Origin of the sequence: Qipengyuania sp. YIM B01966 (assembly GCF_016461955.1) — a bacterium.
GTDB lineage: Bacteria > Pseudomonadota > Alphaproteobacteria > Sphingomonadales > Sphingomonadaceae > QFOP01.
Map to the genome: position 1 here is coordinate 75,767 of NZ_JADMNM010000002.1, position 23,157 is coordinate 98,923.

Here is a 23,157-nt window from a genome sequence, read left to right on the forward strand (position 1 = left end):
GAGGCCCATATGAGGGGCCATGAAAAACAAGAACAAGCAAGATGAGGGGTTGCCGTCGAAAGAGCAGGTCCTCGAATTTATCCAGACCGCCAACGGCCCCGCTGGCAAGCGCGAGCTCGCTAAGGCGTTCGGCATCAAGGGCAATGATAAGATCGCGCTAAAGAAGCTGCTGCGCGACATGGCCGAAGAAGGCCTGATCGACGGCAAGAAGACCGCCTATCACCGGATGGGCGGCGTGCCGAAGGTGACGGTGCTGCGGGTGGTCGAAATCGAAGATGGCGAGCCGGTTGCCGTACCTGACAACTGGATCCCCGAGGAAGCCGGCGCGCCGCCGCGCATCCGGCTGTTCGAGAAGCGCAAGGGCCCGCGCGCGATGCCGGCGCTGCGCCGCGGCGACCGCGTGCTCGCCCGCACCGAAGAGAGTGCCGACGGAACCTGGGCCGGCCACCCGATGAAAAAGCTGCCGCCGCGCACCGACGGGCTATTGGGCGTGGTCGAGATCGACCGTGCGGGCAAAGCCTGGCTCGCGCCGACCGATAAAAGGGTGCGCTCGTCTGCGCCGATCCGCGATCTTGGCGGGGCCGAGGCGGGTCAGCTGGTGCTGGCCGAACAGGCGGGGCGCAGCGCCAATTCGGGCGTCAATGTCGTCGAGGTGATCGGCGACCCGCTGGCGCCCAAGAGCTTCAGCCTGATCGCCATCGCCAAACACGGGATCCCGCACGTCTTCCCGCCCGAGGCATTGGCCGAGGCTGCGCGCGCGGTCGATCTGCCGCTCGACGCCGAGGCGCGCGAGGATCTGCGCGCCGTTCCCATCGTGGCCATCGATCCCGCCGATGCGCGCGATCATGACGATGCGATCTGGGCCGAACCCGACGGTGCCGGCGGCTATCGGGCGATCGTCGCGATTGCCGATGTTTCCTATTACGTCCGCCCCGGCGGCGCGCTCGATCGCGAGGCGCGCAAGCGCGGCAATTCGGTCTATTTCCCCGATCGCGTCGTGCCGATGCTGCCCGAGGTGCTGAGCGCCGATGTGTGCTCGCTACGCGAGGGCGAGGACCGGGCGGCGATGGTCTGCCATCTGACGATTGCGGCGGACGGCAAGGTGACCGGCTGGCGCTTCACCCGCGCGCTGGTGCGCATCGCCGAGGTCATCGCCTATGAGGATGCGCAGGCACGGATCGAAGCCGGCCATGCGCCTCAGCATCTCCTGGACTTGTGGGGCGCATGGAAGCTGCTGGCGGCCGCGCGGGCGGCGCGCGATCCCTTGGAGCTCGAGCTGCCCGAACGGCGCGTCCAGCTCGACGACGAGGGCAGGATCACCGAAATCGCCGTGCGCGAGCGGCTCGACGCGCACCGGGTGGTGGAGGATTTCATGATCGCTGCCAATGTCGCAGCGGCGAGGGCGCTGGAAAGCAAGACCGCGCCGGTCGTCTATCGCGTGCATGAACCACCGAGCCGCGAGAAGCTCGTCTCGCTGCGCGAATATCTCGAGACCTTCGGCCGCAAGCTGGCGTTGGGACAGGTCGTCACGCCCGGGCTGTTCAACCGGATGCTGAAGGACGTCACTGACGAAACCGAAAAGGCGCAAGTGATGGAGGCGGTGCTCCGCAGCCAGACGCAGGCCTATTATGGCCCGGCCAATGCCGGCCATTTCGGGCTGGCGCTGGGCAGCTACGCGCATTTCACCTCCCCGATCCGCCGCTATGCCGACCTCTTGGTCCACCGCGCGCTGGTCGATGCCTTCAAGCTGGAGCAACCGGGCGGCAAGACCGGCCTGTCCGACCGGGACCGGCAGGATCTCTCCGCGATCAGCGATGCCATCAGCCAGACGGAGCGCCGCGCGATGGAGGCAGAGCGCGACACAATCGACCGCTATGTTGCGGCGTGGCTGGCCGAGCGCGTTGGCGAGACGTTTCCGGCGCGGATTACCGGCGTGCAGGGTTTCGGCTTCTTCGCCACCATCGTCGGGCTGGGCGGGGACGGGCTGGTGCCGGTATCGACGCTGGGTGACGAGTATTTCCGTCATGACGAAGCGGCCCGCGCGCTGGTGGGGGAGGATAGCGGGACGCGCTATGCCATTGGCGACACGCTCGACCTCCGGCTGGGCGAGGCCAATCCGCTCACCGGGGCGCTCAAGTTCGAGCTACCCGGCGCACCGGCCGGCCGGATCGAGCCGCGCGGCACGCGCGCCGCGCCGGGGCGCAGGCCCGGCGGGCAGGGCAAGCGCGACGCCGGGCACGGGCCGGGCGAGGTGCGCCGGCAGGGTCGTCGCGGTCGCCCCGCCAATATCCGCCACCAGGGCAAGCCCAAGGGCGGGAAGGGGCCCCGCAAGGGCTAGTCGGTCGCGGTGATTGTCGCCGGCTGCCATGCCCCCGGGACGATATAGATCGGGCACGGCATTGCGCCGGCATAATTGGAGAAGTGGCTGACCAGTGGCCCCGGCGGTCCTTCTTTCGCCGCACCCAGCACCAGCGCAGCGATTTCAGGGTGCGCCTCGAGATATTCGCGTACCACCACGTGCCCTTCGCCGGCGCACACCGTGATCGACGGCGCCCGCCCGCCTGCCGCGATCAGCGCACCGGCTGCGCTGGTGGCGACTGCTTCGGCCCGGTCGCGCGCTTCCTGCTCGATGGTCGCCTGCACCGCGCCGAAGGCGGAAAAGCTCTGCGGTTCGACCAGCGCGATGATGTGGACGGCCCCGCCGGTGATCGCCGCCCGGTCGGCAGCAAAGCGCAATGCCGTGCGCGCCTCGTCGGTTTCGTCCATGATCACCAGATAGGCCCGCATTCCCGCCCCCACATTGCCGTGTCGCGAATATCATGCCTTTCGTGCCGGCGCGCAAGCGCCGCGCGGGCAAACGGGTTGCGAGGCACGGTCAAACGCGCCACAGACGCTAGGGAATCTCCCTTTCGCCAAGGATGCGCGCGCCCTCATGCCGATCACCATCAAGATGCCCGCACTCTCGCCCACGATGGAGGAAGGGACGCTCGCGCGCTGGCTGGTCAAGGTGGGCGACGAGGTGCGTGCGGGCGACGTGATGGCCGAGATCGAGACCGACAAGGCGACGATGGAGTTCGAAGCGGTCGACGAAGGCGTGATCGCGGAAATCGCGGTGCCGGAAGGGACCGAGGGCGTGAAGGTTGGCACGGTGATCGCCACGCTTGCAGGCGAGGGGGAGGGGGCGAGCGAGGTGGAACCATCCGCTGCCGCCCACCCCCTGCCCCTCCCGCCTGCGGGAGGGGAGCAAAAGGCGACGACACCAGCCCCTCGTAATAATAGCACCGAACGTCCCTCTCCCCTCCCGCTAGCGGGAGGGGGCGGGGGTGGGCAGTCCCGACCAACAGAACAGGGAGACCGCATCATCGCCTCGCCGCTGGCAAAGCGGATCGCGGCTGAGGCCGGGATCGACCTTGCGACGGTGATGGGCAGCGGTCCGAATGGCCGTATCGTCAAGGCCGACGTGGAAGGTGCGTCGAAGACCAGCGCACCGAGCCCCACAACCGCTGAACCTGAGCCTGTCGAAGCATCCGCAGCCAAGGCGCCCGCAAGCGATCTCGACGCCCACTACGAGGCGCAGAAGCTCAACAATGTCCGCAAAGTCATCGCCCGCCGCCTGACCGAAGCGAAGCAGACCATTCCGCACATTTACCTCACCGTCGATGTCCGGCTTGATGCGCTGCTCAAGCTGCGCGGCGAGCTCAATGCCAGCCTCGAGCCCGATGGCGTCAAGCTGTCGGTCAACGACCTGCTTATCAAGGCGCTGGCGCGCGCGCTGCAACGCGTGCCGCAATGCAATGTCAGCTTCCAGGGCGAAGAACTGTTCCGCTATTCGCGGCAGGATATTTCGGTCGCCGTGGCCGCGCCTTCGGGCCTTATCACCCCGATCATTCGCGATGCGGGGCGCAAGGGGCTCGCCGAAATCAGCACCGAGATGAAGGCGCTCGCCGCCAAGGCCAAGGACGGCAAGCTGCAACCGCAGGACTATCAGGGCGGCACCGCCAGCCTGTCGAATTTGGGAATGTTCGGCACAAAGCAGTTCGACGCCGTGATCAACCCGCCGCAGGGCATGATCCTAGCCGTCGGCGCGGGCGAGCAGCGGCCGTGGGTGATCGACGGCGCTCTCGGCATCGCCACCGTAATGAGCGCCACCGGCAGCTTCGACCACCGCGCCATCGACGGGGTGGACGGCGCCCAATTGATGGACGCCTTCCGCCAGCTGGTGGAGAACCCGATGGGGCTGGTGGTTTGACCTCTCCAACTTCGACTAGCGGGCACGCCCGCAAGTCTTCGTATCCTCTCCGACAAGCGGAGAGGAACCAAGTGGCCAGCGCTCGCAGGCACATTTTGTTGCCGCTTGCCATGAAGATGCGCCGTACGCCTACCGAGGCGGAAGCGCGGCTGTGGTCGGTCCTGCGCGCAGGACGGATGGGCGGCGTAAAATTCAAGCGCCAGCAGCCGATTGGCGATGATATCGTGGATTTCGTTTGTTTCGCCGAGAAGCTGATTATCGAAGCTGACGGTTCGCAGCACGTTGATAATCCGGTTGATGAACGGAGGACCGCTTGGCTTGAGGCGCAAGGCTTCCGCGTTGCGCGTTTCTGGAATAACGACATTCTTGCAGATACCAATGTCGTGGCCCTAGCGATCCACGCGTTGCTTGACGGCTCAAGCCCTTCTCCCCTCGTGGGAGAGGGGTTGGGGAGAGGGGAAATATGACCCGCTCCCCCCAAATCCGCGTCACCGCGATGCCGACCGACCTCAACCCCTATGGCGGGGTGTTCGGCGGGTGGCTGATGAGCCAGATGGCGCTGGGCGCAGGTTCGCTGGCCAGTCGGGTCGGGCGGGGCAAGGCGGTGGTGGTGGCTGCGAGCGACTTTGCATTTCCCGGCGCGATGGCGGTGGGGGATGAACTGAGCGTCTATTGCGAAGTGCAAACGACCGGCACCACCTCGCTGACCATCGCCACCGAAGCCATCGCGCGCGAGCGTAGTGGCGAGGCTGAAGCCACGGTCGCGCGCGGGACGTTCAAATTCGTCCTCCTCGATGAAATGGATCGACCCCGCGCGGTGGGCGCATGAAGGCTGTCCTACATCAGCCCTGCACGCGCATAATGCGCGCCATGGTCTCGATGGCTCGCTATCCCACCCCGCTCGGCACGTTGACAGCCGACGCGGCCGAAGGTGACACATTGAGGCGACGAAACACGCCAGCGACCGAGGGTGGAGGGCGCGCGGCAAAGTTTCGCAAATCCCCCCGGTCAGTGTAACCCGCACACCTTCTCGTTCCACTCACGCACAGGCAGATCATGGCTGAAACCTCTTACGATGTGATCGTGCTGGGCTCCGGGCCCGGCGGCTATGTCGCGGCGATCCGCTGCGCGCAGCTTGGCCTCAAGACCGCGATTGTCGAACGCGAGCTACTCGGCGGCATCTGCCTCAACTGGGGCTGCATCCCGACCAAGGCGCTGCTGCGTTCGGCCGAAGTGCTGCTTCTGGCGCGCCATGCGAAGGATTATGGGCTGACCCTGGCGGGCGAGATCGAGGCGGACCTCGCCGCCGTGGTCAAGCGCAGCCGCGGCGTCGCCAAGCAGCTCAATCAGGGCGTCACGCATCTGATGAAGAAGAACAAGATCGCCGTGCATCTGGGCGATGGCGTGCTGACCAGCCCGACCAGCCTGACGGTGACGGGCGAGAAAGGCGCGGAGAAGCTATCCGCCAGTCACGTCATCGTCGCCACCGGCGCGCGCGCGCGCGACCTGCCGTTTGCTCCCGCCGATGGCAAGCGCATCTGGACCTATCGGCACGCGATGACTCCATCGGAAATGCCGGGCAAACTGCTGGTCGTCGGCAGCGGCGCGATCGGGATCGAATTCGCCAGTTTCTACAATGATCTGGGCGCCGAGGTTACGGTCGTCGAGATGCTCGACCGGATCGTTCCGGCCGAGGATGCCGAAATCTCCGCCTTCCTCGAAAAGAGCCTCACCAAGCAGGGCATGACATTCCGCACCAGCACTGGGGTCGAGGCATTGGTGGCTGACGACAGCGGGGTCACGGCGACGATCAAGGGGCCAGACGGCAAGGCGAGCGAGGAGCGGTTCAGCCATTGCATCGTCGCCATCGGCATCGTGCCGAACACCGAAGAAATCGGCATCGAGAAGCTCGTCGATCTCGAGCGCGGGTTCATCCAGATCGACTCTTACGGGCGCACAAAGTCGAAGGGGCTGTGGGCGATCGGCGATTGCACGCCCGGCCCGTGGCTGGCGCACAAGGCGAGCCATGAAGGCGTCACCGCCGCAGAAGCGATCGCGCAGGAACTAGGCACGACAGAGGTGCAGCCGCACCCGCTTGACCGCAGCGCGATCCCCGGCTGCACTTATTGCCACCCGCAGATCGCCAGTGTCGGGCTGACCGAGGCCAAGGCCAGGGAAGCGGGCAGGGAGGTGCGGGTCGGCACATTCCCGTTCATCGGCAATGGCAAGGCCATCGCGCTGGGTGAGGCCGAGGGGTTCGTCAAAACCGTGTTCGACGCGGGCACGGGCGAGCTACTCGGCGCGCATATGATCGGGGCCGAGGTGACCGAAATGATCCAGGGCTTCACCATCGGCAAGGTGCTCGAAACCACCGAAGCCGAACTGATGGGAACGGTGTTCCCGCATCCGACCATAAGCGAAAGCATGCACGAAAGCGTGCTGGCCGCTTACGGCAGGGCGCTGCATATATAGCGCTTGAAAATAGTGCCGGATTGCAACCTGTTAAGGTTTGATTGGCGGATTTCCGCGCCTTCGCATACTTGCCTCAAGCATATCTTTACCATCTCCGCCTAGTGCCCATCCTGAGCGCTGCGAGAGATGCAGTGGCAGATGGGAAGAACCGCCCGGCATGAGCCGTGTTTTTGCACCGCTGAAACATCTGGACGAACGCCTCCGCCACGCGCTTTGGGCGATCGGTCTGGCGGCGTTGGGCCTCCTGATGTCGCTGTTCGACCCGATAGACCAGCAAAGCTGGATGGCGCAGACCAGGCTGGTTTCTGAAGATGCCTCGGGGCAGATCGTCCTTGCCGCTTCGGACGTGGATTTCACTGATCCGAACCGGCCGGAGCTTCGGACGCAGCTCGCCCGCGAGCTCGAACGTCTGGATGCAGCCGGGGCAAGGCGCATTTTCATCGATGCCATATTCCAGCCTTCGGCCGACCCCGCAGCAGACCGTCATTTGAATGCAACGCTGCACAAGCTGGGCGAGCGCGTGTTTCTCGCCAAACGCAGCTACATGAATTACGATCGGCAGCGCACCTTCAGGCAATCCGCGGCTGTGGTAGCCCAAGGCGTGCCGCAAGTCGCCACCGAATACGAAGCCCGGTATCTCGGAATAGATTGGGACATGCCGTTTGCCCTGCGCGATGGCGAAAAGATGCTGCCGTCCTTGCCTGCCGCGCTGGCTGAGAGATCGGCCATCGAGGATTCGGCGTTCATCGTCGACTACAGTTTCAGGATTTCTTCAATTCCTGTTATTTCAATACTGAAGATCGACAACGCTACGGTTAATCGCAGTGACGTTGCGGGTAGAGATGTAGTTATTGCATTGCAACCGATGGCAGGAGTTTTGCTTACCTCAACTCCGCGCACAGCGGACGTGCCGCATTCGATTATTCAGATTGTTGCAGCCGAAACTCTCCTCGCAGGCTATGAGGATGAATTCCCAGCTTTAGGTGGATTTGTCATCTGTTGCGTACTCCTGGTCGCGTCGATTCTGATTGGAAAGAAATTCGGTAATTCAGCACGTCGAACAGCCTACGCTACCGTCGTAACGATCATGGTGGCTTCGATCGTTGCAACCTACTTCATTCATGTACGAACCTACCCGTCTCCAATTCTTGCGACTTTGACGCTTTATGCTGCAGCCAGATTACGAATACATTGGCAGCGCCGCTACGCTTTGGTAGATCAGGCAACCGGCCTGCCCACGTTCCGCGCATTCGAGCGCACTCTCCAGGAAGCCGGTGCCGCCAATCCTCTGGTGGCGGCAAGGGTTCATGGTGCTTCGCATTTGATGAAGGCGCTGAGCGCCGAGGATTTCGCCGAGTTCACAAACCGGCTCGTAGATCGCCTACGAGTGTCCGATACCGGTCCCACCATTTATTCGAGCGACGGGCGCTACCTTGCGTGGGAGGCGCAGGAATCGGAGATCGAACAGATAAGTGCGCATCTCGAAGGCCTGCGGGCGGTGTGCGCAAGCCCGATCATTGTGGGCCAAACCGAACTGGATGTCGCGATAACATTCGGGGTCAGCCATGCACCCGATCGGTCTGCTTCCGCGCGCATCGCCGCCGCTGTTGCAACGGTCGAGCGCACCTCCACTTCGTCCGCTCCTATCGAGTTTGACCAGGACGGCGCAGATCGAGATGATCTGTGGGATCTTTCGTTGCAGTCGCGGATCGACGCAGCTCTCGCGAATGACGAGATTAACCTCGTCTATCAGCCGAAGATGACTATCGATCGGACTGCGATTGTCGGCATCGAAGGTCTCGTCCGCTGGTATGATCCGGAACGCGGTGAAATTCCACCATCGCATTTTATCGAACAATGCGAAGTTGCCGGGCGCATCACGCATCTCACCAGGTTCACGCTCGACAGGGCCATGCGCGATGCAACATTGCTGGCAGCCCGCGGATTGATGATCCCCGTATCGGTGAACATCTCAGCGACCCTCCTGCGCGACGAGCGGGTCGTGATAATGGTAGCGGACGCTATTCAACGGATGCGCTTTCCGCCCGAACTGCTTTGTCTGGAAGTGACAGAGACGGCCCGGATTGCCGACCTTGACCGCGCGCATGGTGTACTCGTCTCGCTAAAGGGACTGGGTGTTAAACTCTCGCTTGATGATTTCGGGGTGGGCGCAGCGAACATCGAAGTTCTCGCCAGCCTGCCATTTGACGAGATCAAAATCGACCGCAGCTTCGTCGCTCAAATGCACACGTTGAAGGGGCGAGCGATCGTCGACAGCATGATCAGGCTTGGCGCGCTAGCGGGCATCGTGGTCGTCGCTGAAGGCGTGGAGAGCGACGAGACGCTGGCGCAATTGGCATTAATGTCGTGTCCGGTCGTGCAGGGTTATGGCGTATATCTGCCAAGCAAGATCGAACGTCTGATGGTCGAGCATGGATTTGCCATGAAATCAGTGTCTAACATGGTTTAAGCTTTACAAACTTTTATGGTTAACGCATGGTACTCCTGCACCAACAGGAGGCTTATCATGTTCAACATCTGGGATTGGTGGTTCGGCCGTGGCGGCCGTGACTCCAAGTGATTGAAAAAGGGCTCCTTTTGGAGCCCTTTTTTAGCGCAACGCGATGGCGGACAGGGTGGGATTCGAACCCACGGTAAGCTTGCGCCCACGGCGGTTTTCAAGACCGCTGCCTTAAACCACTCGGCCACCTGTCCTCAAGCGAGCGGGTAGCGCCAGCGATCAGCGTTGTCACGCTTGCAGAGAACGCGCCAGCGCATAAAGGGTGGCTCTTTGTGCTCGCTTTGCTAGCAAGAACCGCATGACAATGGTTGTACGCGCGCTGGTCACCTTCGCGTCTGCTAGTTTTCTGGCAGCGACTCCCGCTACGGCGCAGGACTTTCAAAGCTACCTCCGCTCGCTTGCCGAACAGGCGCGCGCTGAAGGTGTCAGCGACGCGACCATCCGTCGGATGACAACTGGCCTTACCCCAAACCAGCGGGTAATCGAACTTGATCAAACCCAGCCTGGGTCGGGCGGCGCGCCGGGCACCTTTCCCCGGCTGGCACCTTATCTGGCGACTCATGTGGATGCTGCGCGCATCGCTGGCGGCAAGCGAATGATGTCATCGCTCGCGGGCGCGGCTGCGCAGATCGAGCGTCAATACGGGGTTCCGCGCCAGATCTTGTTCGCTATCTGGGGACATGAGACCAATTACGGCGCGTACAGGGGCAATTTCGACCTTGCCCGTTCCCTGGCTACTCTCGCTTGGGAAGGCCGACGGCGGGAATTGTTCGCGCGCGAATTCGTCGATTTGCTGAAAGTTGCGGACCGAGGATATGCGCGGGAACAGTTGGTGGGCAGCTGGGCCGGCGCGTTTGGCAACCCGCAATTTTTGCCCAGCGTTTATCTTCGTCTGGCCACAGACGGTGATGGCGATGGTCGGGCCAACATTTTCACCAACGGCCCGGATACTTTAGCCTCGATTGCCAATTATTTTCGCGATGCCGGCTGGCGCGCCGGCCAGCCCTGGGGGGTCCGCGTCAGCCTGTCGGCCGGCGCTGTGCCGCCGGGTCTGAGCCACCGCATGATCTCGCCCGCATGCCCGCGTGTGCATGTCCGCCACAGCCAGTGGCGGACTGTGCGCGAATGGCGTGATCTGGGCGTGCAACCACAGCGAAGCATTGGCGACGATGTCATGGCATCGCTGTTCCAACCCGATGGCCCCGGCACGCCGGCGTGGCTGCTCACAGCGAATTACCGAGCAATTCTCGAATACAACTGTTCCAACTATTACGCGATGAGCGTGGGCTTGCTTGCGGACGAGATCGCGGGTTGACCTCAACGCACATGCATCTCGTGTACACGGCGGCATCCGCACGCCTCCGAGCAATTGCTGAGCCCCCGGCTATTCCGCGTCAGGAGACCGCGTGAAACGGCAGATGATCACCGTAATGGTGGGCTTGTTGTTCGCGGTCACCCCGGCGCAATCGCCGCGCGCCCTCGAGCAGGACCGGTCAGTGCCGCAGCCGCCGCAAGCTCAAGCGGTACCAATCGCGTTGCTAGTCGACATAGGCTCGGGGCAAGTCCTGTTCCAGCGTGAGGCGGACCGGCGGTTCATGCCCGCCTCGATTACCAAGGTCATGACGACATTTGTCGCCTTCGAGCTCATCGAGCAAGAGCGTCTTCACCCCGAAACCGTATTACAAGTTAGCGAGCGAACCGCGCAGGACTGGCGAAGGATCGGCTCGACCATGTTCCTCGACACCGGAGACAGGGTGACCGTTGACGATTTGCTGCACGGCATCACGACGGTATCCGCCAATGACGGCTCCGCTGCATTGGCCGAAGGGGCCGGGCGCTCAGTCGCAAGCTGGGTTGCGCTGATGAATGGTGCAGCGGTCAAGCTCGGCATGCACGATTCGCATTTCGGAACGCCGAATGGTTGGACCGATGGCGGGCAAACCTACGTCACGGCGCGCGATCTGGCGACGCTCGGCACCGCGATGATCACTCGCCACCCGTCAAAATTCCGGCATTTCTATGGGAAACGAGAGTTCACTTATAACGGCATTACCCAATCCAATCACGATCCAATAACCGGCCGCGTGGCAGGAGCCGACGGCATAAAAACAGGTTTCACCAATGATGCGGGCTATGGCTTTCTGGGAACCGCGCAGCGAGGCGGCCGCCGGCTGATGATGGTCGTTGCCGGAGTTGATTCGGCACGGGCGCGCGACCAGGCGGCGGTCTCATTCATGGAATGGGGATTTGCCTCCTTCGGCGGACGACGGATATTCCCGACCGGGCATATCGTGGGGTCCGCACGCGTACAGGACGGCAATGCGGCCGATGTGGGGCTGCGGCTGGGTGGTCCGCTCAACCTGTCGGTGCCGCAGTCCTCCCAAGCGAACGTCAGATTGCGGGTCGTTTACGATGGCCCGATCCAGGCACCTTTCACGACTCGCGATGAGGTGGCCGATCTCGAAGTGTCGATTGACGGAATGCCGCCTTATTTGCTGCCGCTTTACCCTGACCGCGCTGTAGCGAGGGCCAATCCGGCCTGGCGGGTGCTTAACGGGCTTGCCGGGATGTTTCGCTGATGCGCGGGAAATTCATCGCTTTCGAAGGCGGCGAGGGGTGCGGCAAATCGACCCAGGCTCGGATGCTGGCTGATTGGCTCACCGCGCAGGGACGCGATGCTGTGCTCACGCGCGAACCGGGCGGTACGCCGGGCGCGGAGGCCATCCGTGCTTTGCTGCTCGAGCCGCCCGGCACAGGATGGGCCGCGCGCGCGGAAGCTCTACTGTTCGCTGCCGCACGATCCGATCATGTCGAAAGGTTGATCGCGCCTGCGCTGGCATCGGGCCGATGGGTAATTAGCGACCGCTATCTGGATTCGAGCCGCGCCTACCAGGGCGTTGCAGGAGGGCTCGACGACCACAGCATCATGGCGCTGCACGAATTTGGCAGCGGCAGCCTCCGACCTGATCTGGTGTTCGTTCTACAAGCACCCGAGGAGACGCTATCGGCTCGGCTTGCTGCACGCGACGGCGATGTAAGCGATGCGATCGGAGGTCGCGGCGCCGAGTTCCACCGTGCGGTGGCCGAGGCATTTGTCGCGATCGCCGCCAGCGATCCGCAAAAGTATCAACGCATCGATGGTGTCGGTTCAGCCGAAGACGTGCACAAGACTGTCTTGAGGCATCTCGCGCCCCTGTTGAGCGAGTGCGATGGCGCAGCCTGACCTCTATGACGGCCATCAGGAGGCGCACGCGACCTGGCGCGAGGCGCTGGCCGGGCCGCGCATGCACCACGCGTGGCTGCTGGCGGGGAAGCGCGGGCTGGGCAAGGCCGCGTTCGCAATGGCTGTCGCACGCGAGCTTGTCGCCATTGACGGGGTCCGGCAACCCGACGGACAACATCCCGACATTGTGCTGCTCACACACCTGCCAAAAGATGACAAGGAGCAGGCCAAGCGCGACGAGGGCAAGGCGTTCGAGAGCAAGCGCAACATCACGATCGATCAGGTCCGCGCAATGCAGCATCGGCTGACGACCCGGCCGACACTGGGCCCTAAGCGCGCCGTCGTGATCGACCCGGCTGACGATCTCGAGCGCGGCGCCGCCAACGCCTTGCTCAAGAGCCTCGAGGAGCCACCCGAGGGGACGCATTTCCTGCTCGTCGCGCACCGACCAGCGCGCTTGCTGCCCACGATCCGCTCGCGCTGCCGCCTACTGCGCTTTCCAGCGTTGGAAGATGAGCAGGTTGCGGCAATCCTCCAACGCGATGCGGGCGGGGTGGATGCGGCGGCCAGGGCGGCGGCGGTCTCGGCGGCTCGCGGGTCACCGGGTATGGCGCTCGATTTCGTGCACCGGAAGCTGGGGCCGGCAGCGCTGCTGCTGCGCCGGATCGCGAAAGAGGGGGACGCAGAACTCGCATTACGCGGCGAACTGCTCGCGGCGATCGGCGCGCGTCCCGATCGCGAAACCTTGCCGGCTCTGCTCGACCTTGCTCGGTCGATCCTGGCGGACGACATCCGCGCCGCGGACAAGCCGCGGCAGAGCGCGATCATCGAGGCGCATACCGCGCTGGTGCGCCTTAGCGGACAGGTTGCTGGGTACAATTTCGATCCCACTGTGCTGACGATGGAGATCGGCGGCTTGCTCGCCAAGGCGGCGGCTCTTAGGGACCCTGCCGATGGCTGATCCCTTCTATCTCACCACCGCGATTTCGTATCCAAATGGGCGCCCGCACATCGGCCATGCCTACGAGGCCATCGCCGCGGATGTGATCGCGCGGTTTCAGCGCGCCATGGGGCGCGAGGTCCGGTTTCAGACCGGAACCGACGAGCACGGGCTCAAGATGGCCCGCAAGGCGGCAGAAATGGGCGTCACCACTCGCGCGCTTGCCGATGAAATGTCATCCCATTTCAAGGCCATGTGCGACGGATTGAATGTCAGTTACGATCGGTTTATCCGCACGGTCGACGAAGATCATCACGCCGCGAGCCAGGCCCTCTGGCAGGCGATGGAGGCCAATGGCGACCTCTATCTCGATCGCTATGAAGGCTGGTACTCGGTCCGCGACGAGGCGTTCTACGACGAAAGCGAACTGACAATGGGCGAGGGCGGGGAGCGCGTCTCGCCGCAGGGCACGCCGGTTGAATGGACGGTCGAAGAAAGCTGGTTTTTCCGCCTGTCAAAGTACCAGGAACCGCTGCTCGCGCTGTTCCGCGATAATCCCGGCTTCCTCGAGCCCGACAGCCGCCGAAACGAGATGATTGCCTTCGTCTCGGGCGGATTGCGCGATCTGTCGGTCAGCCGCACCAGTTTCGACTGGGGGGTCAAAGTGCCCGGGAGTGAAGGGCACGTGATGTATGTCTGGGTCGATGCCCTGACCAATTACCTCACCGGGCTCGGCTATCCCGACGATGGTGCGCTCTGGCAAACCTTCTGGCCAGCGAACCTGCACCTGATCGGCAAGGATATCGTCCGCTTCCACGCTGTGTATTGGCCAGCCTTCCTGATGAGCGCCGGTATCGCGCTACCGAAAAAGATTTTCGGCCACGGCTTCCTGCTCAATCGCGGTCAGAAGGAATCGAAGTCGCTCGGCAATGTGACCGATCCGATGCTGCTGGCCGAGCAATATGGCGTGGACGCGCTGCGATATTTCCTGATGCGCGAGGTGATCTTCGGACAGGATGGCAGTTATTCGCCCGAAGCAATCGTGACCCGCGTGAATGCCGAACTGGCCAACGCCTTTGGCAATCTGGCGCAGCGGACATTATCCATGATCGTCAGGAACATGGACGGCAAATTGGTCGCGCCGTCGCAAATAGATGCGGATCACGATCTGCTCAACGCTGTGCGCGCCGCCTGCCGCGACACGCTGCCGTCCGCATTCGAGCAACTGGCCTTTTCGACGGGTATCGAGGCGTGGCTCAGCGCGGTCCATGCCTGCAATCAGTATATCGACGAACAGGCGCCCTGGACCTTGCGCAAAACCGATCCTGCGCGGATGGAAACGGTGTTGGTGACGCTGTATCAGGCGCTGCGCGACCTCGCCGTGGCGATCGCGCCGGTCATCCCCGAAAAGGCGGCCGCGCTGCTCGACCTGCTGGCCATCGGCCCGGAACACCGCGACTATGCTGCGCTCGGCGATCATCGCTGGTATGACGAACTGGTCGCGGCCAATCACATCGTTCCTGCGCCCGTGCCGTTGTTCCCGCGCCTTGAAGTGGTGGCAGATCAGGATGTGTGATGCTGATCGATAGCCACTGTCACCTGCAATATGCGGGACTTGTGGAACAGCAGGCAGGCGTGCTCGACCGCGCACGGGGACGGGGGGTAGGGGGCTTCCTCAACATCTCCACCCGCCGCAGCGAATGGAACGCGGTGATTGCCGCGGCCGAACGCGAGCCGGACGTCTGGGCCAGCGTCGGCATTCACCCGCACGAGGCCGACGAGCACGAGGCGCTTGGCATGGCCGAGCTGCTTACAGCGGCAGGGCACCCTCGCGTGATCGGCATCGGCGAAACCGGGCTCGACTATTATTACGACCGGTCGGACCGCGCGGTGCAGCGGGATCTGTTTCGGACGCATATCGCCGTGGCCCGGGAGACGGGGCTGCCGCTGATCGTCCACACGCGTGACGCGGAGAGTGATACGCTGGAAATATTGGCGGACGAAATCGCGCGCGGTTCGTTTCCCGCGTTGATCCATTGCTTCACCGCTTCGGCCGGATTTGCGGCGCGGGTGCTGGAACTGGGCCTGACGATCTCGCTATCCGGTATCGTCACGTTCAAAAACGCGCGCGATCTCCAGGATATCGCTCGAGAAATTCCGGCCGGCCGCCTGCTGGTCGAAACCGATGCGCCATTTCTGGCGCCCGTGCCACATCGCGGCCAAACCTGCGAGCCAGCTTTTGTGGCGGACACTGCCAGCTACATCGCGGCCTTGCGCGATGTTCCGGTTGCGACCCTGGCCGAGCAGACGACCGCCAATTTCTTTGCGCTGTTCGCCCGGGCATCAGCATGAAACTGATCATGCTCGGCGCCGGCACCTCCACCGGCGTTCCCCGAATCGGCAATGACTGGGGCGCGTGCGACCCGGCCGAGCCACGCAACCGGCGCACGCGCGTCTCGATCGTGGTCGAAAGCGCTGATGGCGCACGCTTGCTGGTCGATACATCAACCGATCTACGGCACCAATTGCTCGACAATAACATCGACCGGCTTGATGCGGTCTTCTGGACGCACGACCACGCCGATCATTGTCACGGCATCGATGATCTGCGCCCGCTGCGCTATGGCCGCGCGGGGCCGATCCCCGCATTCGCCGCCGATGAAACAGTGCGCCGTCTGCGCCAGCGGTTCGGCTACGTGTTTGCCGGTCAGCATGGTTACCCGACAATTGCGGCGCTTGAAACGCTCGACCGGCTCCGCATGTTTGCCGGATTCGGTATCAGCCACTGTCAAATGCCGCACGGACCAGCGCAAAGTACCGCCTACAGGTTTGATGCTGATGGTAAATCCCTGGCCTATGCCACGGATTTCAGTGCGATAACTGACGGGATGGTTGCGCTGGCAGAGGATGTCGACCTTTTGGTCTGCGACTGCCTGCGCCGCGAACCGCATCCGACTCACGCCCATCTGGCAATGGCCCTGGAATTCGCCGAACGCAGCGGCGCGCGGCAGACTGTCTTGACCCATCTCGACAAGAGTATGGATTACGCCACATTGCAGGCCGAGGTCCCGCACAATGTGATCGTTGGTTATGACGGGTTGGAGGTCGCGCTGTGAACGAATATCAAATCGTGGCGCTGGTTTCGGTCGTTGGGTGGCTCATCTTGGTCGGCAGTTCGCTAAGCATACGGCAGGTCTCGCGTGGTCAAGCACTGCGGTATGCGCTGATCTGGGGGGCGATCATCCTGGGTCTGTTCATGCTATTCGGATGGCTGCAGCCCTCATGACACCCGCGTATATTTTACATAATATATATTATCGTATTTATAAGATCGGCTTTGGCTGGTCGCGCAAAGCCCCCCGCTCGGACTGCTCTCGCTGATGACGCAGCCTATCGATCGACTGCTGGCAATCATGGCGCGCCTACGGGATCCGGTTAACGGCTGCGCGTGGGACCTGGCGCAGAACTTCGCGACAATCGCGCCATACACGATCGAGGAAGCTTACGAGGTCGCTGATGCGATCGACCGCGCGGACTTTGCCGACCTCCGCGGTGAGCTAGGCGATTTGTTGCTACAGGTCGTTTTCCACGCGCGCATGGCCCAGGAAGCCGGACATTTCGATTTCAACGATGTCGCCGCAGCCATCGCCGATAAAATGGAAGCCCGCCATCCGCACATTTTCGGCGACGTGGATGGTTTAATGGACGAGCATCGCTGGGAAACGCTCAAGGCGGCCGAGCGTGCGCGATCCGGCCAGAGAGGCGCGCTCGACGGCGTCGCCCGCAGCCTGCCGGCATTGATGCGCGCCGAAAAACTCCAAAAGCGTGCTGCGCGCACCGGGTTTGACTGGCCCGACGTTGATGGGCCGGCGGCGAAACTTGCCGAAGAAATGGACGAACTGCGCGCCGCACCGCCGAAGGACCGCGAGGAGGAGGCAGGCGATCTGCTATTCGCGGCGGTCAATGTGGTGCGCGCCTACGGGATTGCCCCCGAAACCGCCTTGCGACGCGCCAACGACAAGTTCGAACGCCGGTTTCGCGCGATGGAGCAACTGGCGGGCGGCTCACTCGACGGATTGTCGGCTGCCGAGCAGGATCGGCTGTGGAATGCTGTCAAGCAGTCCGACCGGGCTTCAAAGCCGTCTGAAGCGGGAGAGATCGGCCGGGGAAATGCGGGCGACGATACGGCGTAACGGCTCCCCGTCGTCGCTCGGCATATCGTCTTCGGCGATGATCTCCGCGTGGGCATGCAGCCAGGCAATCCTCCGCCCATCGGCCGGCGACAGGTCGAACGGAACGGTCTGCGCGCCTTCCGTGAGCAAGGCGCCAAGGCGCTCCGTCAGGACATCGCACCCTTCCCCGCTCAATGCTGATAGGGCGACGACGTTCGGATCGTTATCTGCCACCTCCAGCAACTCCTCGCGCGGCATACTCTCGAGCAGGTCAAGCTTGTTCCACGCCTCGACGACGGGAATGCGGCTTTCGCCCCCCTCCCCCTCGAACACGCCGAGATCGGTCAGGATGGCCAGCACCTCGGCCTTCTGCGCGGCGGAGGCAGGATTCGCGATGTCGCGGACATGGACGATAATGTCGGCCGCCGTCACCTCTTCCAGCGTCGCTCTGAAAGCGGCGACCAACTGGGTCGGCAGGTCGGAAATGAAACCAACCGTGTCAGACAGGATCGCCTTGTCCACCCCGGGCAGGCGAATGGCCCGCATGGTCGGGTCGAGCGTGGCGAACAGCAGGTCTTCCGCCAAGACGTCAGCCCCGGTCAGGCGGTTGAACAGCGTCGATTTGCCGGCGTTGGTGTAACCGACCAGAGCGATAACGGGCCATGGTGCGCGGGTCCGCCGGTCGCGATGAAGGCCGCGGGTCTTGCGGACCTGCTCGATATCTCGGCGCAGGCGCCCCATCCGGCCCCGGATCATCCGGCGGTCCGCCTCAATCTGGGTCTCCCCCGGCCCGCCCAGAAAGCCGAAGCCGCCCCGCTGCCGTTCGAGGTGGGTCCAGCTGCGTACCAGTCGGCTCTGCTGGTAGTCGAGATGCGCCAGTTCGACCTGCAAGCGGCCCTCGGCCGTGGCTGCGCGCTCGCCGAAAATCTCGAGGATCAGCCCGGTCCGGTCGATCACCTTGCGCTTCCACGCAGTTTCCAGATTACGCTGCTGGATTGGCGTCAGTGCCCCATCAACGATGACTAGCTCTGCGCCCGCTAGCTCGCAGGCGGTCGCGATATTCTCCACCTGCCCCGCCCCGAACAAGGTGCCCGCGCGCACCTGCCTGACCGGGATCACCATCGCATCGGCTAGCTCGATGCCGATAGCGAGCGCCAGACCTTTGATTTCCTCGAGCCGCTCAGCAGGCGGAAGTTGGTGTCGGTAACCCCTGATGTCAGGGCACAGGACGACCGCCCGTGCACCACGCGCGACTTCTCCCAGCAGGTTGTCGTCGAAGCTCAGGCTCCGTCGCCTTCGATATCGTCGCTGAGGTCGATCGGTTCGATCGGCTGGATCGTAGATACGGCGTGCTTGTAAGCCAGCTGCACATATCCCTCACGCTCGAGCAGCATGCAAAACAGATCGTAAGCAGCGATCCGACCCTGCAGCATGACACCGTTGACGAGAAACATGGTGACCTGCGCGTGCGCGTTTCGCACACGCGACAAGAAAACGTCCTGTAACAACCTTTGCCGGCTGCCGCTGTCCTGGCTGGTGAACTGCTCTACATCAACGGGCTGCCCGGGCATGATTGTCGAAATGGCGTGCTTGTATACGAGCTGGGATTGCCCGTCTCGGCGCAGAAGAATCGAGAAATTATCGAACCACGTGACGATTCCCTGCAGTTTGACGCCCTTGACCAGAAACATCGTTACCGGCGTTTTGTGCCTGCGTAGCAGGTTGAGAAACATATCCTGCAGATTGTTGCCGCCGGCCTTGCCGCCACCCGGGGCCACCTGCGATGCCACCTTGGTTTGTCGCGGCCGCGCAGAGAGCGTCTTTCCAGTCGTCATGAGAATTCGTCTTCCCTGTTCATTGGCGGCGACCGGAACAACCTCCGACCGAAAGCCTCGCGCATAGTCCAAATGCGCCGCAAGCCGAGCCGTTCCGTTTACTCGTCGTCGGTCTTACGATCGCCCATGCCAAGCAGCTTGAGCTTGCGATGGAGTGCGGAGCGCTCCATCCCGATAAAGCTCGCCGTTTTTGAAATATTGCCCGAGAACCGTCTGATCTGGATCGACAAATATTCCCGCTCGAAGCTTTCGCGCGCTTCGCGCAGCGGCACCCCCATCATCGTGGTCATGGTCTGTCCGCTGTCCGCCCGAACGCCGCCCCCGACCTCGGGCGGCAGCATATCCGCCTCGATCACGGCTAATTGTTCGCGGGGCGTCAGGATGATCGTGCGTTCGACGACGTTCCGCAGCTGCCGGACATTCCCGGGCCAATCATACGCCTGCAAGGCACCCATCGCTTCGGGGCTGATGGCGGGCGCCGGCAGCCCCTGGTCAGCCGCATAGCGCGTGAAGAACAGTTGGGCCAAAGCCGGTATGTCTTCGCGCCGTTCGGCGAGCGATGGAACCATGACCGGCACGACATTCAGCCTGTAAAACAGATCCTCCCGAAATCGCTTGTCTTCCATTTCGCGTTGCAGGTCCCGCGAGGTGGACGAGACAACCCTGACATCCACGCCAATCTGCCGGTTGCCGCCTGCCCGCACGAAGCTCTGTTCGGTGAGCACGCGCAGGATCCGCGCCTGCGTGGAGAGCGGCATATCCGCGACCTCATCGAGGTAAAGCGTGCCTCCATCGGCCATTTCGAGCAGGCCGGGCCGCACAAGCTGGCCATCGGCCTCCTCGCCGAACAGTTCCTGTTCGAACCGTTCCGGCGTAATCCTTGCCGAATTGACGATTACAAAAGCGTGGTTCGCCCGCGGGCTCCAGCTGTGTAGCAGTCGCGCAGCGACTTCCTTTCCCGCCCCGGCTGGTCCAGTGATCAGTACCCGGCTGCCGGTATTGGCCACCCGCTTCAGCGTTGCGCGCACCTGATTGATGATTGGCGAGTTGCCGGTAAATTCCTCCGTATCGCTGGCGCGTTGGCGCAGTTGGACATTCTCCCGTCGCAGCCGTTCGGTCTCGGTCGCGCGCCCGACCAGCAGCAGCAGGCGTTCGGCCTCGAATGGCTTCTCGATGAAGTCCATTGCCCCGCGGCTGACGGCCGATACCGCCGTATCGATGTTGCCGTGGCCGGAAAAGATGATCACCGGCAAATCGGGCTCGCGCTTCTTGATCTCGTCGAGCACCTCGAGCCCGTCCATAGGGCTGCCGTGCAGCCAAACGTCGAGCAGCACGAGGCTGGGCCGGCGTTCGTCCACCGCAGCCAGCGCGCTGGTGCTGTCGCCAGCGGTGCGGCAGGCGTAGCCCTCGTCGCTGAGCACGCCTGACACGAGTTCGCGAATATCGCGTTCATCGTCGACGATGAGAATTTCGAGCGCCATCAGACTATCCTGTCCTGCATCATGCTGCCACCTCGTCGCCCGCTTCGACCGGCTGTGTGGCGATGCGGAGCGTGACGACCGCGCCGCCTGTATCCGCATTGCCGAACAGCATTTCACCGCCGTGTTCCTCAACAATCTTGTTGACGATGGCTAGGCCGAGACCTGTCCCCTTCTCACGCGTCGTGACATATGGTTCGACGATACGTTCGGCGTCATGTGGCAGGCCGATGCCATTATCTGTGATCGTAACGCGGTAATAATCAGCGGATTCGCCCACCAGATCGACGCTAATTTGCCCGCGATATTCGGGCCCTGCCGTGCGCAGCCGAGCATCGACCGCCTCGGCTGCATTCTTGAGCAGATTGGTCATTGCCTGTCCTATCTGGTGGCGATCACAGGCAACCAGTTCGGGCGCGTTCTGCGCAGAAAATGCGTAGCGGATTTCCGGGTGCGCAACCTCTTGCAGGAAGAGCGCCTGACGGACGAGGTCGACCACGTCTTCTTGCCGGAACACCGGCTTGGGCAGGCGGGCGAAGGACGAAAATTCATCGACCATCGTCCGCAACGCACCCACCTGCCGGACAATGGTGTCCGTCAGCTCGTCGAACAGATCGCCATCGGTTTCGATCTGCCGCCGATAACGCCGCTTCAGCCGCTCGGTCGCGAGCTGGATCGGAGTGAGCGGATTCTTGATTTCGTGAGCGATTCGCCGCGCGACGTCGGACCACGCGGCCTGTCGCTGGTCGAGCAACTGGCGCGTTATATCCTCGAACGTGATCACCTGCCCTTCGGCGGCGTGCGCGATCCGCACCGCTAGCGTCAGCAATTCCCCCCCGCGATTGTAGCTGACAATGCCACCGTCCAGCCCGGCCTGGACTATCGCCTCCATTTGCGGGGCCAGTTCGGCGAGCGTCAGGTCGCCCGGTTCGACGTCTTCCCGGTCAAGCAGCAGCGCCTGTGCGGACGCGTTCATCAGTACAATCCGACCAGCGCTGTCGACCGACAATATGCCAGCGGTAATCGATTGCAGCACAGCTTCGATGAAGGCCCGACGCTCTCCCAGCAGGTGATTGGCGCCAACCAGCGCATCGGTCTGTTTCTCAAGCTGTGCGGTCATGCGGTTGAACGCGCGGTTCAGCATGCCGATCTCGTCCGAGCCTGTTCGCCCTTCGACACGGAGCGCGAAATTGCCTGCACCCACTTTTCGCGCGGCAACCACGAGATCGGTTAGCGGCTGCACCTGCATGTCGGCAAAACGCAAGGCGAACCATACTGCCAGGCCCACCAGCGCAAGGCTCACCACGAACAGCGCAAGGTTGAAGCGCAACTGAAGAGCGCGTGCGCGGCTGGTCAGCACCTCATACGCTCGAGTGATCGACTTCGCGCTTTCCCACTGGCTGAAAGACAGGCTTTCGGAATTGCGCGCATTGTAGAGATAGATCCCGGCCTCGCGATCGATCGGGGCCAAGGCCTCGATCCGCGCATTGTCGGCCAGAACGACCACTGGTTCGCCTTGCTGAAGCTTGCCGAACGTCGCCGGCAGCAGCTGGATAGGGCGATCACCCGATGATAGGTTCAGGATCGCGGCCGTGCGGTAGGTACCATCCGGCTGAGCCTGGAGGATGGCGGATTCGTTCATTTCCCGCCCTTGCGCCTGGTACCGGTAGAAATCGGCAAAACCGCTGTCAGTGAGACTCCCGCGCTCGAAATAATAACGCAGGTCACCGGCCATAATGACCGTCTCGTTACCCACCTCGAGCTGGTTCTGGTTGTAATACCCCTGCGCAAGCTGGTTGGCATTGGCCATCAAACCGCGCGAATTGTCAGAGAACCAGAAATCCACCCCGGATTGGAACAGCAGCGCTGCAAACGCCGCCACGAGCAGGGTCGGAACCGCTGCGACCAGGGAGAAGAAAAACACCAGCCTGACGTGGAGGCGCGCGGTGCTGCCCCCTGCCCTGCGCATCGCCAGACGCCGACCGATAAGCACAATCAGCGCCATCGCGGGGATCAAGGTCCCGATAAGCAGGCCTGCAACCTGCATCGACGGTAGCAATTGGCCATTCGGCGGCGCGCTCGTGAATGCCAGATAGGTGGTGACCACCATCCCCACCGTCGCCACGACGGCAACACCTTCCAGCCATGCGAACAGGTTCGCCCGGCGAGACATCACGGCAAATCTGCGCCGCCAATATGGCGCACGAACCGAGGGCTGGAGTGTGCCGGCGTTCATCGTTGCTCATCCACAACGCTAGTGTTGCAGA

General features: G+C 62.9%; 19 protein-coding genes and 1 tRNA gene. 14 read left to right on the forward strand and 6 right to left on the reverse strand.

The window, feature by feature from the left end; genetic code table 11:
- Nucleotides 1-19: 19 nt before the first annotated feature.
- A complete protein-coding gene (gene rnr / locus ILT46_RS03080; protein ID WP_199503186.1) occupies nucleotides 20-2,338 on the forward strand; it encodes a ribonuclease R in 2,319 nt (772 codons plus the stop codon).
- Here rnr and ILT46_RS03085 read toward each other — a convergent pair.
- Nucleotides 2,335-2,787, reverse strand: coding sequence for a universal stress protein (locus tag ILT46_RS03085; RefSeq protein ID WP_199503187.1), 453 nt, complete (start codon nucleotides 2,785-2,787; stop codon nucleotides 2,335-2,337). The two genes, rnr and ILT46_RS03085, sit on opposite strands and share 4 nt — an antisense overlap.
- Nucleotides 2,788-2,932: 145 nt before the next feature.
- Between ILT46_RS03085 and ILT46_RS03090 the strand changes: the two genes are divergently transcribed.
- From ILT46_RS03090 to ILT46_RS03110, 5 genes are all read left to right on the forward strand, one after another.
- Nucleotides 2,933-4,249, forward strand: coding sequence for a pyruvate dehydrogenase complex dihydrolipoamide acetyltransferase (locus tag ILT46_RS03090; RefSeq protein WP_199503188.1), 1,317 nt, complete (start codon nucleotides 2,933-2,935; stop codon nucleotides 4,247-4,249).
- A gap of 71 nt (nucleotides 4,250-4,320) precedes the next feature.
- Nucleotides 4,321-4,716, forward strand: a complete 396-nt coding sequence (locus tag ILT46_RS03095; RefSeq protein WP_370592311.1) for an endonuclease domain-containing protein — start codon at nucleotides 4,321-4,323, stop codon at nucleotides 4,714-4,716.
- Nucleotides 4,713-5,078 (forward strand): acyl-CoA thioesterase, encoded by a 366-nt coding sequence (locus ILT46_RS03100; protein WP_199503189.1) that lies wholly within the window; start codon nucleotides 4,713-4,715, stop codon nucleotides 5,076-5,078. The genes ILT46_RS03095 and ILT46_RS03100 overlap by 4 nt, the downstream gene beginning before the upstream one ends.
- 227 nt (nucleotides 5,079-5,305) lie before the next feature.
- Nucleotides 5,306-6,721 (forward strand): dihydrolipoyl dehydrogenase, encoded by a 1,416-nt coding sequence (gene lpdA, locus ILT46_RS03105; RefSeq protein WP_199503190.1) that lies wholly within the window; start codon nucleotides 5,306-5,308, stop codon nucleotides 6,719-6,721.
- A 157-nt stretch (nucleotides 6,722-6,878) separates the two neighbouring features.
- On the forward strand, nucleotides 6,879-9,191 hold the full coding sequence (locus ILT46_RS03110; protein ID WP_199503191.1) for a GGDEF domain-containing phosphodiesterase: 2,313 nt from the start codon (nucleotides 6,879-6,881) through the stop codon (nucleotides 9,189-9,191).
- A 155-nt stretch (nucleotides 9,192-9,346) separates the two neighbouring features.
- Here ILT46_RS03110 and ILT46_RS03115 read toward each other — a convergent pair.
- A tRNA-Ser gene (locus tag ILT46_RS03115) sits at nucleotides 9,347-9,436 on the reverse strand.
- Between the two features lie 110 nt (nucleotides 9,437-9,546).
- Between ILT46_RS03115 and ILT46_RS03120 the strand changes: the two genes are divergently transcribed.
- From ILT46_RS03120 to mazG, 8 genes are all read left to right on the forward strand, one after another.
- Complete coding sequence (locus ILT46_RS03120; protein ID WP_199503192.1) at nucleotides 9,547-10,557, forward strand: lytic murein transglycosylase; 1,011 nt, start codon at nucleotides 9,547-9,549, stop codon at nucleotides 10,555-10,557.
- A gap of 91 nt (nucleotides 10,558-10,648) precedes the next feature.
- The gene (locus ILT46_RS03125) at nucleotides 10,649-11,821 is read left to right on the forward strand and encodes a D-alanyl-D-alanine carboxypeptidase family protein (protein ID WP_370592312.1); all 1,173 of its coding nucleotides are present in this window, start codon (nucleotides 10,649-10,651) and stop codon (nucleotides 11,819-11,821) included.
- Nucleotides 11,818-12,465, forward strand: coding sequence for a dTMP kinase (gene tmk / locus ILT46_RS03130; protein ID WP_199503507.1), 648 nt, complete (start codon nucleotides 11,818-11,820; stop codon nucleotides 12,463-12,465). The genes ILT46_RS03125 and tmk overlap by 4 nt, the downstream gene beginning before the upstream one ends.
- The gene (locus tag ILT46_RS03135; protein WP_199503193.1) at nucleotides 12,452-13,426 is read left to right on the forward strand and encodes a DNA polymerase III subunit delta'; all 975 of its coding nucleotides are present in this window, start codon (nucleotides 12,452-12,454) and stop codon (nucleotides 13,424-13,426) included. The genes tmk and ILT46_RS03135 overlap by 14 nt, the downstream gene beginning before the upstream one ends.
- Nucleotides 13,419-14,981 carry a methionine--tRNA ligase gene (gene metG, locus ILT46_RS03140; protein ID WP_199503194.1) on the forward strand — a complete coding sequence of 521 codons (1,563 nt, stop codon included), beginning with the start codon at nucleotides 13,419-13,421 and terminating at the stop codon, nucleotides 14,979-14,981. Before ILT46_RS03135 ends, metG begins: the two co-directional genes overlap by 8 nt.
- Nucleotides 14,981-15,757: a TatD family hydrolase gene (locus ILT46_RS03145; protein WP_199503195.1), complete on the forward strand. Its 777-nt coding sequence runs from the start codon at nucleotides 14,981-14,983 to the stop codon at nucleotides 15,755-15,757. Before metG ends, ILT46_RS03145 begins: the two co-directional genes overlap by 1 nt.
- On the forward strand, nucleotides 15,754-16,521 hold the full coding sequence (locus ILT46_RS03150; RefSeq protein ID WP_199503196.1) for an MBL fold metallo-hydrolase: 768 nt from the start codon (nucleotides 15,754-15,756) through the stop codon (nucleotides 16,519-16,521). Before ILT46_RS03145 ends, ILT46_RS03150 begins: the two co-directional genes overlap by 4 nt.
- Nucleotides 16,522-16,785: 264 nt before the next feature.
- Nucleotides 16,786-17,598 (forward strand): nucleoside triphosphate pyrophosphohydrolase, encoded by an 813-nt coding sequence (gene mazG, locus ILT46_RS03155; protein ID WP_199503197.1) that lies wholly within the window; start codon nucleotides 16,786-16,788, stop codon nucleotides 17,596-17,598.
- Here mazG and hflX read toward each other — a convergent pair.
- From hflX to ILT46_RS03175, 4 genes are all read right to left on the reverse strand, one after another.
- Entirely contained in the window at nucleotides 17,539-18,840 is a 1,302-nt protein-coding gene (hflX, locus tag ILT46_RS03160) for a GTPase HflX (RefSeq protein WP_199503509.1), read from the reverse strand. The two genes, mazG and hflX, sit on opposite strands and share 60 nt — an antisense overlap.
- Before the next feature lie 17 nt (nucleotides 18,841-18,857).
- Nucleotides 18,858-19,412: an RNA chaperone Hfq gene (gene hfq, locus ILT46_RS03165; RefSeq protein ID WP_199503198.1), complete on the reverse strand. Its 555-nt coding sequence runs from the start codon at nucleotides 19,410-19,412 to the stop codon at nucleotides 18,858-18,860.
- Nucleotides 19,413-19,510: 98 nt separating this feature from the next.
- Nucleotides 19,511-20,893: a nitrogen assimilation response regulator NtrX gene (gene ntrX / locus ILT46_RS03170; protein ID WP_199503199.1), complete on the reverse strand. Its 1,383-nt coding sequence runs from the start codon at nucleotides 20,891-20,893 to the stop codon at nucleotides 19,511-19,513.
- 19 nt (nucleotides 20,894-20,912) lie between these two features.
- Nucleotides 20,913-23,063, reverse strand: coding sequence for a sensor histidine kinase (locus tag ILT46_RS03175; RefSeq protein ID WP_233396966.1), 2,151 nt, complete (start codon nucleotides 23,061-23,063; stop codon nucleotides 20,913-20,915).
- Between the last annotated feature and the right edge of the window lie 94 nt (nucleotides 23,064-23,157).

What these genes read in the sequence shown, in the direction of transcription:
- rnr (WP_199503186.1), top strand. Translation starts at nt 20, where the DNA reads ATGAAAAACAAGAACAAGCAAGATGAGGGGTTGCCGTCGAAAGAGCAG.
- ILT46_RS03085 (WP_199503187.1), bottom strand. Translation starts at nt 2,787, where the DNA reads ATGCGGGCCTATCTGGTGATCATGGACGAAACCGACGAGGCGCGCACG.
- ILT46_RS03090 (WP_199503188.1), top strand. Translation starts at nt 2,933, where the DNA reads ATGCCGATCACCATCAAGATGCCCGCACTCTCGCCCACGATGGAGGAA.
- ILT46_RS03100 (WP_199503189.1), top strand. Translation starts at nt 4,713, where the DNA reads ATGACCCGCTCCCCCCAAATCCGCGTCACCGCGATGCCGACCGACCTC.
- lpdA (WP_199503190.1), top strand. Translation starts at nt 5,306, where the DNA reads ATGGCTGAAACCTCTTACGATGTGATCGTGCTGGGCTCCGGGCCCGGC.
- ILT46_RS03110 (WP_199503191.1), top strand. Translation starts at nt 6,879, where the DNA reads ATGAGCCGTGTTTTTGCACCGCTGAAACATCTGGACGAACGCCTCCGC.
- ILT46_RS03120 (WP_199503192.1), top strand. Translation starts at nt 9,547, where the DNA reads ATGGTTGTACGCGCGCTGGTCACCTTCGCGTCTGCTAGTTTTCTGGCA.
- ILT46_RS03135 (WP_199503193.1), top strand. Translation starts at nt 12,452, where the DNA reads ATGGCGCAGCCTGACCTCTATGACGGCCATCAGGAGGCGCACGCGACC.
- metG (WP_199503194.1), top strand. Translation starts at nt 13,419, where the DNA reads ATGGCTGATCCCTTCTATCTCACCACCGCGATTTCGTATCCAAATGGG.
- ILT46_RS03145 (WP_199503195.1), top strand. Translation starts at nt 14,981, where the DNA reads ATGCTGATCGATAGCCACTGTCACCTGCAATATGCGGGACTTGTGGAA.
- ILT46_RS03150 (WP_199503196.1), top strand. Translation starts at nt 15,754, where the DNA reads ATGAAACTGATCATGCTCGGCGCCGGCACCTCCACCGGCGTTCCCCGA.
- mazG (WP_199503197.1), top strand. Translation starts at nt 16,786, where the DNA reads ATGACGCAGCCTATCGATCGACTGCTGGCAATCATGGCGCGCCTACGG.
- hfq (WP_199503198.1), bottom strand. Translation starts at nt 19,412, where the DNA reads ATGACGACTGGAAAGACGCTCTCTGCGCGGCCGCGACAAACCAAGGTG.
- ntrX (WP_199503199.1), bottom strand. Translation starts at nt 20,893, where the DNA reads ATGGCGCTCGAAATTCTCATCGTCGACGATGAACGCGATATTCGCGAA.
- ILT46_RS03175 (WP_233396966.1), bottom strand. Translation starts at nt 23,063, where the DNA reads ATGTCTCGCCGGGCGAACCTGTTCGCATGGCTGGAAGGTGTTGCCGTC.